The following is a 13,179-nucleotide window of genomic DNA, read 5'->3' on the forward strand; positions in this document are numbered from 1 at the left end:
TAAAGGGCAGTGGCAAAAATGGGAGTAGGGCAAAAATGATGTTTCGGCTTGCTCACATTGCAAAAGGGAAAGGTTACTGAAAACATTATAAATGGCGAAAAAGGTTCTATCGGTTCTGGTCTTATGGGCGTTGGCTTTTGCTGCTCTATCGCAGCATGAGTTACCGCTCAATGGCCAATGGTTATTTAGGAGGGCAAACACAGGTGACGATTGGCTGCCTGCAACCGTTCCTGGTGCGGTTCATGTTGACCTTCAGGCCAATGGCCTAATTGGCAATCCATACCTTGGATGCAATAATATGCACTTGGCTTGGATTGATAGTGCCGATTGGGAGTACCGCAAAGTCTTTACTTTGCCCAAAGCCTTTAGCCCAAATAGGGATGTTGAGCTGGTGTTTGAAGGACTCGATACCTATGCCGATGTTTACCTGAACGGTGTGAAAGTACTATCGGCCGATAACATGTTCAGGCGGTGGACGGTTCCTTGCTCACGGTTCCTTAGCAAAGGGCAAAATGAGCTAAGGGTATTTTTCCGTTCTGCCGTTCGGATGGTCGATAGCATTGCCGGGCGTGGGAGTTACAGGTTGCCTGGCGGCGAATGGGCCTATGTCCGTAAGGCTGCATACCATTTTGGTTGGGACTGGGGCCCCCGATTTGTTACCTGTGGTATTTGGAAACCGGTTTACTTAAGGTTGGTCCCAAAAGTGCGAATCGAAAACCTTTCAATATCAACAATATCCGTTAGCAATCAAAGAGCTGTAATGGCTATCGATTTCGATATGGCAAGTGATGCCAAAAAACCATTGCGGCTAACCGTAACCGATGCTTCTACAGGCAAGATATACCTTGATACAACCATTCTGCCCAAAGGGCATGAGGTGAACGCACATTTTTATATTGATAGCCCTAAGCTCTGGTGGCCAAACGGAATGGGGGAGCAGTATCTAAATCGATTTAGAGTGCAGGTGTTTGAAGGGAAAAGGTTGGTTGATGATAGGGTGTGCGATGTAGGAATTAGAACCGTAAAGTTGATATCGGAGCCCGATAGCGCTGGGCAATCGTTTTACTTTTTGGTAAACGGTTTGCCAATGTTTGCCAAGGGGGCAAACCTTATCCCACCCGACTTCTTTGTGCATAGCACTGCCGATTCGGCATGGGTTAAGCAGGTTGATTTAGCTGCCAAAAGCAATTTTAATATGCTTAGGGTTTGGGGTGGCGGTGTTTATGCACCCAATGCTTTTATGGAGGAGTGTACCCGCAAAGGCATTCTGGTTTGGCACGACTTTATGTTTGCCTGTTCAATGTATCCATACAGTTCTGCTTTCCTTGCCAATGTAAAGGCTGAAGTTGTTGAACAGGTAAAACGCCTGCGCAGGCACACAAGCCTTGCGCTATGGTGTGGTAACAACGAGGTGGACGAGGGATGGCATAACTGGGGTTGGCAAAAGCAGCTTAGCGAGCTTGCGGGAGCAACCGATTCGGTATGGAATGGTTACGTTCAGCTTTTCCAGCAGCTTTTACCTGAGGCTGTAATGCGTTACGATTCCACCAGAAGTTACTGGCCGTCGTCGCCCATGTTTGGCTGGGGAAGAGCTGAAAGCACTACGCACGGCGATTCGCACTACTGGGGTGTGTGGTGGGGTAGGGAGCCCTTTGAGCGATACGCCCAAAGAATACCACGCTTTATGAGTGAGTACGGTTTTCAGGGTGCACCTTCCGAACAGGTTCTACGAATGTTTAACGACGGGTATAACCTGCCCGACTCGGCTCAACTGCTATGCCATCAAAAGCATCCGGTAGGATACCAAACCATAAATGAGTATATGGAACGCGAGGGGCTTAAGCCCAACGATTTGCTGGAGTGGATGGACTATAGCCAATTGGTTCAGGCACAGGGTTACGCTCATGCCATAGAGGCGCATAGATTAGCATCGCCCTACTGTATGGGCACGCTGTACTGGCAGCTGAACGACTGCTGGCCTGTAGTGTCGTGGTCAGGTACTGACTATGCTGGAAAGTGGAAACGGGTTCAATACTACGTGCAAAATCTCTATAAACCTGTTATTGCAGGTGCCCATTTAGATGATACTTTGGTTGTGGTAAAAGCCGTATCCGATAGTATAAAGCCCATACAGGTAGATATTTCCGTTAGATTTTTTGACATCAATGGAAATGAATTAAATCAACTTTACCAGAGTTTGACCTTGCAACCTAATGTTGCTGCTGAGGTTGGTAGAGTACCGCTTACCCTCGAGCTAATTGCTCGCAACGATATCTACCTGAGATTAACTGTTAGCATCGATAATGAAACGCGCTTTGAGAGCGTTTACTACTTTACCAAATCACCCCATAAGGATATTCTGGGTATGGGAATGGTTCAACGAATAAGAGAGATAAAAAGGGAAACATCGGAATAAATCATAAACCTAAATAGTATGAAACCATTGGTATTAGCAACGGTACTTTTGCAGGCTGTAAGCCTTTGGGCGCAGAAAGACCCTGCCGATTATGTAAACCCTTTCATTGGCACCGATTTTCATGGTCACACCTACCCAGGGGCTACTGTCCCCTTTGGAATGGTACAGCTAAGCCCTGATACACGCTTATCGGGATGGGATGGATGCTCGGGTTACCACTACACCGATAGGGTTATTTACGGATTCTCGCACACACACCTGAGCGGTACCGGTGCATCGGACTATGGTGATATTCTGTTTGCACCAGTTGTTGGTAAATCGCCCATTTTTGAGAGTAAAAAGTACTCATCGCCATTTAACAAAAATAATGAGCAGGCAAAGGCTGGCTACTACTCGGTATTTCTGGACAAGTACAAGGTGAAAGCTGAGCTAACTACAACGGCAAGGGTGGGGTTTCACAAGTACACCTATGCTAAACCCAACGAACCAGCCATGGTCATTGATCTATCCCACCGCGATAAGGTATTGGAGGCATGGTTTAAGGTAGTGGGGAAAAACGAGCTGCGTGGCTATCGCCATTCGTCGCAATGGGCAAAAGACCAAAAAATCTATTTTGTAGCCCGATTCTCGGAGCCTTTTGCCTTGGGCCCCAAGTTTACCGACGATAGTGGGGAAATGAACACCCTTGTTAACGACGATGGCACGGTTGAGGTTCATGGAACCAAGCTAAAGGCATGGGTGCTGTTCCCAAAGCTGAAAAACAAAGTTTTACTGGTAAAGGTGGGCATATCCTTTGTGAGCGAGGAGGGAGCTCTCAAGAATCTTGAGGCTGAGGTTCCCGGCTGGGATTTTGATGGCGTTGTTGAGGCAGCCCGCAAGTGGTGGAACGATGAATTATCAAAAATTCAGGTTGAAGGGGGCACCCCCGAGGAGTTAACCACGTTTTACACAGCCATGTACCATGCCATGGTTGTCCCAAATATCTTTTCCGATGTGGACGGATTGTACCGCACTATGGATGGTAATGTACGTTACGCCAATGGTTTTACACCCTACACCGTGTTTTCCATTTGGGACACCTACCGTGCATGGCATCCGCTAATGACCATTATTGATACCAAGCGCACATCCGACTATATTAATACGTTTCTTTCGCACTACCGTTATGGAGGAAGGCTTCCGGTTTGGGAACTTGCAGCCAACGAAACCGATTGTATGATAGGTTACCACTCTGTTTCGGTAATTGCCGATGCATGGATTAAGGGTATTCGTGGTTTTGATGCCGAGTATGCCTTTCAGGCCATGAAGCACAGCGCAAATCTTAATCACTTTGGATTGCTGTATTACAAGCGTTATGGTTTTATACCGGGCGATATGGAGCACGAATCGGTATCAAAAACCCTTGAGTACGCTTACGACGATTGGTGTATAGCTCAAATGGCAAAAGGTTTAGGGAAGCATGATGATTACAGCACGTTTATTAAGAGAGCTCAATCGTATAAAAACCTATACGACCCCGATACCCGACTAATGCGGCCACGCCTGAACGGAGGTTTTAAGCATAATTTTAACCCTGCCGAGGTTGACCAGCATTTCACTGAGGCCAACAGCTGGCAGTACAGCTTCTATGTGCCACATGATGTTACTGGTTTGATAAGTCTGCATGGGGGTATGGAAAAGTTCGAGGCAAAACTCGATGACCTCTTTAGTGCACCCTCGCAGCTTGCCGGCCGAAATCAGGTTGATATAACAGGGTTAATTGGGCAGTACGCCCATGGTAATGAGCCAAGCCATCATATGGCATACCTTTACAACTATGTGGGTAAACCCTGGAAAACACAACAGCTTGTTAAACGTATTATGGTGGAGATGTATAGCCATAAGCCCGATGGTATTTGCGGTAACGAGGATTGTGGTCAGATGAGCGCATGGTACATCATGAGCGCCATGGGTTTTTACCCGCTCTGCCCCGGTTCAACCCAGAATGCCATTGGCTCACCACTATTCCCAAAAATCGCTATAAACATTGAGAATGGTAAAAAATTCACGGTGATTGCTGAAAATTTAAGCAATCAAAACATCTACATTCAAAGTGCTACGCTAAATGGTAAGCCCATTACAAGGAGTTGGATTGACCACACCGAGATAATGGCTGGTGGCGAACTGGTTTTAACTATGGACAGTATACCAAGCGATACCTGGGGTACTCAGCCAGTTGATTTGCCCAGCACCTCAATTAATGAAAATCCAATAACAATAGCGCCATTTTTAGTTGCAGCATCTGATGTATTTACCGATACCTTAACAGTTGCCATTTCATCGGTTCAGCCCGATGCTCAAATTTTTTACTCTGTTGAACCGCTGGACAAACCCCTGCCTAAAACCAATTGGAAGCAAGGAAATAGGGTAACCCTTACTGAAAGCCAAAAGATTCGCGCCTTTGCTATTTTGCCCAATGGGCAAACAAGTGCCGTTGTTGAAGGTACATACAGAAGGGTGAACAGCATTGCCAATGTTCAGCTGAAATCAAAATACAGTTCACTCTACACGGCTGGAGGCGATTTGGGCTTGGTTGATGGGGTGAGAGGAGCTAAGAACTTTAGGATTGGCGGGTGGCAAGGCTACCAAGGACAAGATTTTGAGGCCGTTGTCGATTTGGGTGAGGTAAAGCCAGTAAAGCAAATTTCTGCGGGTTTTCTTCAGGATGCAAGTCCTTGGATAATGATGCCTCGCGAGGTGAGTTTTTCGGTATCCACCGATGGGCAAAGCTTTGTTGAGGTTGGAACTATTAAAAGCGATATTCCCGAAAACCTGATGGACCCTACCATTAAAGACTTTACAGCTAATGTTGATACTAAAGCCCGATTTGTAAAAGTGTATGCAAAGGCATTTGGTCCTCTTCCTTCGTGGCACGAGAGTGCCGGTGAGCCATCTTGGCTTTTTATTGATGAAATTACCATAAAGTAAAAAGCTTATGCCATGCGTAAATTATTGATATTGGTTCTGGTGTTAGCGGTTTTCATATCGTGCAGCAAGAATAGCGATGTAAACATTATACCCAAGCCCGTAAATCTTAAACAGGCCGAGGGCAATTTTTCCATTAGCGACAAAACGATAGTTAGAGCCGATAGCGCCGATAGTGTTGCTGTAAATAATGCAATTTCCCTTGTTGAACTGCTGAACCAAAAAGGGGTAGGCTGTAATTTTAAGCCTGAAGTAGGAGTTGATTCCACCAGTAGCATTGTTTTTACTACAAAGGGTTGCCCCGATAGCTTGGGTGCTGATGGCTACATGTTGAGTATTGGACCCGAGCTTATCATCATTAATGCAAATGGGGCTGCTGGTTTTTTCTATGCCATACAAACCCTCAGGCAACTGATGCCCGCCAATTTCGAAAAAAACGATTTCAGGCAAAAATCGGTAACAGTACCTTGTCTTAATGTTATTGATAAGCCGCGTTTCCCCTGGCGGGGGCTTAACCTTGACTGTTGCCGTCATTTTATGTCCAAAGATTTTGTGAAGCGCTACATCGACCTGTTGGCATACCATAAAATGAACGTACTGCACTGGCACATCACCGAAGATCAGGGCTGGCGAATAGAGATAAAGAAGTACCCTAAATTAACTGAGGTTGGGGCTTGGCGGACCAATGCCGATGGAACGGTTTACGGGGGTTTCTATACCCAAGATGACATTCGCGAGGTGGTTTCATACGCCGCAAAACGCCATGTGACGGTAGTTCCTGAAATTGAGATGCCCGGGCATTCAGTGGCCGCTTTGGCGTCATACCCGAACCTTTCTTGTACAGGAGAGCCATTAAAGGTTGAAACCAGCTGGGGCGTTTTTAAGGATATTTACTGTGCCGGGAACGATTCTACCTTCATCTTTTTACAGGACGTTCTTACTGAGGTTGTGGAACTCTTTCCTTCGCCATACATTCATATCGGCGGCGATGAGGCGCCTAAGTATCGTTGGGAGAACTGCCCAAAATGCAATGCAAGGCTTCATAATGTGAAATTAAATAGCTACGAGGAGCTACAGCGTTACTTCATTAGCCGAATAGCAAAATTTTTGGAGAGCAAAGGGAAAACCATTATTGGCTGGGATGAGATTCTGGAGGGGGGCAGGCCGCACAATGCTATGGTTCAGGCATGGCGTGGTATCGATAGGGCTACGGAAGCCCTGAACGCCAACGCACCGGTTATTGTGTCGCCAACAAGCCACTGTTACTTCGACTATCCCGTTGAGGTTACCAACCTGCAAAAGGTTTACAGCTTCGACCCCGTACCCGCTCAAGTCGATTCAGCAAAGGTTTCGCTGATTCTTGGTGGCGAGTGTAACATGTGGACAGAGTATGCCCCTCAGGAAACAGTCGATTCAAAGGTGTTCCCGCGTATGCTTGCCATTGCAGAGGTTTTGTGGACATATCCACAGGAACGAAACTACAACGAGTTTCTTAAACGGGTTCGTAACCATTATGCACGTTTAGAGGCTTTGGGCGTATCCTATGGTTTTGAGCAATCGGCTGTTGAGTTTAAATCAAGTATAGGTGATGATAAAAAGTCCATTTGTGTTGAGATGAATAAAGGGCAGGAAAATCTTATTATTCGATATACCACAAATGGAGATGAGCCAACCCAGAATAGCGCACGCTATCGTAAACCAATTGTTTTAACTTCGTCATCAATCTTAAAGGCTGCTGCATTTAACAATGGCAAACGGGTGGGTGATGTTTTTGAACGATCATTTGTGGTATCGAAAAGTTTAGGTAAACCCATAATGCTTGGTTTTGTTCCTGCCGAAAAGTATTTGGGCGGTAGTCGGCAGGCTCTTGTTGATGGCCGGCTGGGAACACCCAAGTATAACGATGGCATTTGGCAAGCCGTTCAGGGAAGCAATATGGAAGCTACCATTGACCTTGGTGCTAATCAGCGAATAAGTAGTATTTCTCTGGGCTTTTTACAAAATATTCCCTCATGGATATTCCTGCCCAAACGGGTAGATGTTTTTGTTTCAGGTGATAGTATATCCTTTGAGCCAATTGCCCAGATGCATTGTCCTGATAACATAACGCGCCAACCTCTTGTAGTTTATAGGTTTAATGCTTCTGCAGGAAAGGAAATCATGGGGCGTTACGTGCGTTTTGTTGCCCATAATCCAGGTCCCTGCCCTGAGTGGCATCCAGCATCGGGTTCACCTACCTGGATTTTTGCCGATGAGGTTGTGGTGGAATAAAAAAGCGGTTAATCCTATTTCCGGAAATACTGACTCTAAATGGTAGTTTGAAGCTAATTTAGTTCCGAGTGAAAAACTCTGCAAGCCACCCATCTTATTAACATAAGGGGATAAATACCATTAATGCTTTCTTCATTCCTCTTAGAGAATATGTTGAGTAGGGGTTTTACTAATTCTTAAAACTTAAGCAGGGCAGTAGAGATTTTAAAAATAAAAAAGGGGTGTCATGCCTTGACACCCCACATGGTTGGCTAAAACTCTATCTCGTTATCGTGTTTATCAAAGAAATGGTACTCCAGAAAATGGTACGACGACATGGGTAATAGGTTAATGGCGCACTTAAACCTCAAAGCCCACATAAACCGTTTAGAAAAGAATCCCTTTTTTATGTAAGCAGCAATGTAAGGGTGTAGCTTAATGGTAACGGAGCGATACTTTTTGCTTGCGCATATCAGCGAAAGCTGGTTCTCAATTTGTTCATCGAGCAGGATTGTGGCTGTAACCTTTCCGCTTCCGTTACAGGCAGGGCACTTCTCGCTGGTGTCGATGTGCATTTCGGGCCGAACCCGTTGGCGGGTAATTTGCATGAGCCCGAACTTTGTTAGCGGCAGAATATTGTGCTTGGCACGGTCGCGGCTCATGAGCTCCTTCATGCGCTCGTACACCATCTGCTTGTTCTCGTTGCTATGCATGTCGATAAAATCGACAACAATAATACCGCCCATATCGCGCAACCTGAGTTGCCGGGCAATCTCGTCGGTTGCGGCCAGGTTAACCTCAAGGGCGTTTGTTTCCTGATCGTTCGACGATTTGGAGCGGTTACCGCTGTTCACATCAATCACATGAAGCGCCTCAGTGTGTTCAATAATAAGATATGCTCCGCTTTTAATTGAAACCGTTCGGCCAAAGAGCGATTTAATTTGCTTTTCAACGCCAAACTGGTCAAATATGGGCACATTCCCGTTGTAAAGCTTTACAATTTTTTCCTTTTCGGGCGCAATGCTCTCAATGTATTCGCGTATTTCTTCGTAAACATTCTCGTCGTTCACATGAATGCTGTTGAACGATCCGTTAAGCATATCCCTCAGGATAGCCGAGGTGCGTTTGATTTCACTGGTAAGCAGAACCGGATAACCCGGATTCTTAAGTTTTTCAACGGTGATTTCCCACCTTTTAATTAAGCTGCGCAACTCTGCATCGAGTACTGCAACCTTTTTGCCCTCGGCGGCAGTGCGGACAATAACCCCAAAATTCTTTGGAATAATACTTTCCATTAACCTTTTTAGTCGCTTGCGCTCCTCTGGGGAAGTAATTTTTTGCGAAATTGAAACCTTGTCGTTAAAGGGCACAAGAACGATATTCCGGCCGGCAATTGATATTTCAGAGGTGAGTCTTGGCCCTTTGGTTGAAATGGGCTCCTTGGCAATTTGCACCATTATCGGTTGCCCAGGGTTAAGCACATCGGTTATTTTCCCACCCTTATCAATGTCGGGAAGCATCCCATACTTTGAAATGGGAATGGTTTTGTTTTTCCGCGAGTAGTGATCCTGAACGAACTTCTGGAGTGTTTTAAACTGTGGCCCAAGGTCGAGGTAGTGAAGGAATGCGTCCTTTTCGTAGCCCACATCTACAAAGGCTGCATTCAACCCGGGCATAATTTTTTTTACTTTACCGAGATAGATGTCGCCAACCGAGAACTGAACGTTGCTCCGCTCCTTGTTGAGCTCCACCAGCTGCTTGTTTTCGAGCAGGGCAATCGCAACTTCAGTGTCACGAACATCGATGATTAGCTCGGTATTCACTTTTTAGGTGTATTTTTTGGTTAGCGATTAAACAATGCAACCTAAAGCACCTTGAGGCACTTTAGGTTGCTTATGTCACCATGCTGATTAGCAAATGGTTATCTATTTTTCTTTTTATGGCGGTTCTTACGTAGGCGTTTTTTACGCTTGTGGGTTGCCATCTTGTGTCTTTTTCTTTTCTTTCCGCTTGGCATTGTGGTAAATTTTGATTGTTAGTACTAAACTATTTCTTTACGTGGTTCTTAACCTTGTTTACGAACGATTTTGAAGGTTTGAAGGCAGGAATGAAGTGTTCAGGAATAATGATAGTGGTGTTCTTTGAGATGTTACGAGCGGTTTTTTTGGCACGCTTTTTAACTATAAAGCTGCCGAAACCACGCAGGTAAACATTCTTCTCCTTTACCAAGGAATCCTTTACGGCTTCCATGAAAGCCTCAACGGTTTTCTGAACTGCTACTTTCTCGATTCCAGTACTCTTGGAAATCTCGTTTACGATATCAGCCTTTGTCATTTCTTTTGAAAATCTTTAGTTATCAATAAATTACACAATCACTTTCAAATTTGGATTGCAAATATACATGTTTTGTATCGATATTTAAAATGGTTAAGGTTAATTTTGACAAGATTTTTTTTTCTTTTGATTTGATAGCATGGATTTTAGCTCAATACTTTTGAAGTGGTATCAGGCCAATGCGCGCGATTTGCCGTGGCGTAATACCACCAACCCTTACTATATTTGGGTGTCGGAGGTTATACTCCAGCAAACCAGAGTTGTGCAGGGCATTTCGTATTACTACCGCTTTATTGAGCGTTTCCCAACCATTCAATCGCTTGCCGATGCCGATATTGATGATGTGATGAAGGTCTGGCAGGGCTTAGGCTACTACACAAGAGCACGCAACCTTAAGGCAGGGGCAATTCAGGTTTTGGAGCAGTATGATGGCAGGTTGCCAACAACCTGTAAGGAACTTTTAAAGATTAAAGGGTTAGGTGCTTACTCGGCTGCGGCTATTGCATCGTTTGCATTTGGCGAGGCTGTCCCTGCAGTTGATGGCAATGTTTACCGAATTCTATCCCGTATTTTTGGAATATTTACGCCTATCGATTCCATAAGTGGCAAAAAGGAGTTTTTTGCTTTAGCAAATGAGCTCATCTCCAGGTCTGAACCCGGGCGGTTCAACCAGGCTTTGATTGATTTTGGTGCACTGCAGTGTACCCCAAAATCGCCACGCTGCCCAGAGTGCCCTTTTGCCGACTACTGCTATGCATTTCAAAATAACCTGATTGCTGCACTCCCGGTAAAGGGTAAAAAGAAACCACCCACTGACCGATTCTTTTACTACTTCATGGTAAAGCACCAAGGGTATTCCTACATCAAAAGGCGCGAGCAAAAGGATATTTGGCACTCGCTGTACGAGTTTCCCATGCTTGAAACCTCGGCTGCACTGAAACCCGACGAATTGATTGCAATGTTAAATAACCTAAGTTTCTTATCGGGCTCCAAGGTGAAAGTGTTGAATATCTCACAACCCATCCGTCATGTATTGAGCCATCGGACTATCTGGGCAACCTTTTTAATACTTGAGGTTGATAAACCTAACTATGTGCTTGCCGAAGAGTACGTAAGGGTTCCAATTGACAACATTAACAATTACTCCTTGCCAAGACTGATTGATGCATACATGGCTGCTGAGCCTGCAGTAAAATATTTTTCTGCAAAAAAATAATTGCATTGTTGCATTATTTTTTTTAAATTGGATTGGTAATAAACCTTAACCAAAAATTAGTAACGATGTCAGTAAACAAAGTAATCCTGGTAGGAAACGTAGGCAAAGACCCTGAGGTTCGTCACCTTGAAGGTGGAGTATCCGTTGCCCGTTTCCCATTGGCAACCAATGAAACCTATACCGATAAGTCAGGTAAAAAGGTAACCCAAACCGAGTGGCACAACATTGTTGTATGGCGTGGCTTAGCCGACATTGCTGAAAAGTACATAAAAGCCGGAAAGCTTTTGTATGTGGAAGGACGTATTCGCAGTTCCTCATATGAGGATAAGGATGGTAACAAACGTTACACAACCGAGATCCTCTGCGATAACTTCCGTTTCCTTGGGCCAAATACTGGTCAGGGTGAAAAAGCACAATCCTACGCTGAGGAAAAGAGCGAGAGTGCAATGGCAAGCGATACCGAAATCACAACCCCTCTACCCGACGACGATTTACCTTTCTAGTATAAAAGCGAACTCCGGCAAAGCCGGAGTTCATTATTTTTTTACCAAGGTTATAGGAAATCTATTTTGTAGCCTCATCCATTATTAGCTGTGCCAACTCGTTAGCCTTACTGGGCGATTTGGCTTCGGCATAAATTCGAATAATAGGCTCGGTGTTCGATTTGCGCATGTGTACCCAACCCTCTGCAAAGTCGATGCGCAAACCGTCGATGGTATTTATTTGCTCATTCGAAAATTTGGCCATGAGACGTTCAAGAACCGCATCGGGATTTAACCCCTGTCTGAGCTCCAGCTTGTTTTTTGAAATGAAGTAGTTAGGGTATTGCTGTCGAATCTCCGAACACTTTTTACCGCTTTTTGCAAGCAGAGTGAGGAATAATGCAATACCCACAAGGGCATCGCGACCGTAGTGCAGCTCAGGTAGTATAACCCCACCATTACCCTCGCCACCAATAACAGCGTTTACCTCTTTCATTTTGGTAACCACGTTTACCTCGCCTACCGCGGAGGCAAAGTATTCCTTGCCGTATTTAAGGGTGATATCGCGCAGGGCGGCAGTGCTTGACAGGTTCGATACCGTGTTACCGGGTTTCTGGCTAAGTACATAATCGGCACAAGCAACAAGGGTGTACTCCTCGCCAAACATAGTGCCATCCTCATTAATAATGGCAAGCCTATCCACATCGGGGTCTACCACAAAGCCCACATCGGCTTTGCGTTCCTTTATCACCTGTGATATCTCTGTTAAATGTTCGGGAAGCGGCTCGGGGTTGTGCGGAAAATCGCCAGTGGGGTCGGTATACAGCTCAATGATATCCTTTACACCTAAGGCTTTTAGTAGCCGTGGTAGCGCTATTCCGCCAACAGAGTTGACACAGTCAATTGCAACCCTAAAGTTTGCTTTGCCAATAGCATCAATATCAACGTATTTAAGGTTGATAATGTGCTCAATGTGTTCGTCTATGTAGGAATACTCTTCGTTGGTTACGCCAAGGTTGTCGATATCGGCAAATGAAAAGTTTTCGCTATCTGCTATTTCAAGAACTTTTCTGCCATCGGTGTCCGAAAGGAATTCGCCTTTCTCGTTTAGTAGCTTGAGGGCGTTCCACTGACGGGGATTGTGGCTAGCAGTTAGAATAATTCCCCCATCGGTTTTCTCATGTATTACCGCCATTTCAACAGTGGGCGTTGTGGCAAGTCCAAGGTTAAGTATATCTACTCCACATCCCATGAGTGTTCCAACTACCAAATTGTTAACCATCTCGCCTGAAATGCGCGCATCGCGACCTACTACAACCCTGCAACGCTTACCATTATTACGTTGTTTCAACCACTCGGCATATGCCGATATGAACCTGACAATATCAATAGGGGTAAGGTTTTCACCAACTCCACCGCCTATAGTTCCGCGTATTCCTGATATCGATTTAATGAGAGCCATTTTGGTTTGAATTTGTAGCGCAAAGTTAGAAAAATAGTTGTATGTAGGGGGGATA

8 protein-coding genes are annotated in these 13,179 nt (G+C 45.2%); 5 read left to right on the forward strand and 3 right to left on the reverse strand.

Going from position 1 to position 13,179, the window contains the following annotated elements:
• The first annotated feature begins 91 nt into the window (after positions 1 to 91).
• The 3 genes from AB6811_RS04130 to AB6811_RS04140 are packed head-to-tail and all read left to right on the forward strand — an operon-like array spanning position 92 to position 7,651.
• On the forward strand, positions 92 to 2,416 hold the full coding sequence (locus AB6811_RS04130) for a beta-mannosidase (RefSeq protein WP_369489170.1): 2,325 nt from the start codon (positions 92 to 94) through the stop codon (positions 2,414 to 2,416).
• 18 nt (positions 2,417 to 2,434) lie between these two features.
• Positions 2,435 to 5,383 carry a GH92 family glycosyl hydrolase gene (locus AB6811_RS04135; protein ID WP_369489171.1) on the forward strand — a complete coding sequence of 983 codons (2,949 nt, stop codon included), beginning with the start codon at positions 2,435 to 2,437 and terminating at the stop codon, positions 5,381 to 5,383.
• 12 nt (positions 5,384 to 5,395) lie between these two features.
• Positions 5,396 to 7,651: a glycoside hydrolase family 20 protein gene (locus AB6811_RS04140; RefSeq protein WP_369489172.1), complete on the forward strand. Its 2,256-nt coding sequence runs from the start codon at positions 5,396 to 5,398 to the stop codon at positions 7,649 to 7,651.
• Between the two features lie 251 nt (positions 7,652 to 7,902).
• Here the strand turns inward: AB6811_RS04140 and AB6811_RS04145 are convergent, their stop codons facing one another.
• Positions 7,903 to 9,453, reverse strand: a complete 1,551-nt coding sequence (locus AB6811_RS04145; RefSeq protein WP_369489173.1) for an Rne/Rng family ribonuclease — start codon at positions 9,451 to 9,453, stop codon at positions 7,903 to 7,905.
• Positions 9,454 to 9,676: 223 nt separating this feature from the next.
• A complete protein-coding gene (locus AB6811_RS04150) occupies positions 9,677 to 9,964 on the reverse strand; it encodes an HU family DNA-binding protein (protein WP_369489174.1) in 288 nt (95 codons plus the stop codon).
• A 139-nt stretch (positions 9,965 to 10,103) separates the two neighbouring features.
• On the opposite strand from AB6811_RS04150, the gene mutY reads away from it, so the two are divergent.
• Together mutY and AB6811_RS04160 are read left to right on the forward strand one after the other, a co-directional pair.
• Positions 10,104 to 11,180 (forward strand): A/G-specific adenine glycosylase, encoded by a 1,077-nt coding sequence (gene mutY, locus AB6811_RS04155; RefSeq protein ID WP_369489175.1) that lies wholly within the window; start codon positions 10,104 to 10,106, stop codon positions 11,178 to 11,180.
• Between the two features lie 65 nt (positions 11,181 to 11,245).
• On the forward strand, positions 11,246 to 11,683 hold the full coding sequence (locus AB6811_RS04160; RefSeq protein WP_369489176.1) for a single-stranded DNA-binding protein: 438 nt from the start codon (positions 11,246 to 11,248) through the stop codon (positions 11,681 to 11,683).
• A 61-nt stretch (positions 11,684 to 11,744) separates the two neighbouring features.
• Here the strand turns inward: AB6811_RS04160 and glmM are convergent, their stop codons facing one another.
• Positions 11,745 to 13,124, reverse strand: a complete 1,380-nt coding sequence (glmM, locus tag AB6811_RS04165; RefSeq protein WP_369489177.1) for a phosphoglucosamine mutase — start codon at positions 13,122 to 13,124, stop codon at positions 11,745 to 11,747.
• Positions 13,125 to 13,179 lie beyond the last annotated feature (55 nt).

It is taken from the genome of Tenuifilum sp. 4138str (genome assembly GCF_041102575.1).
GTDB classification, from domain to species: Bacteria; Bacteroidota; Bacteroidia; order Bacteroidales; family Tenuifilaceae; genus Tenuifilum; species Tenuifilum osseticum.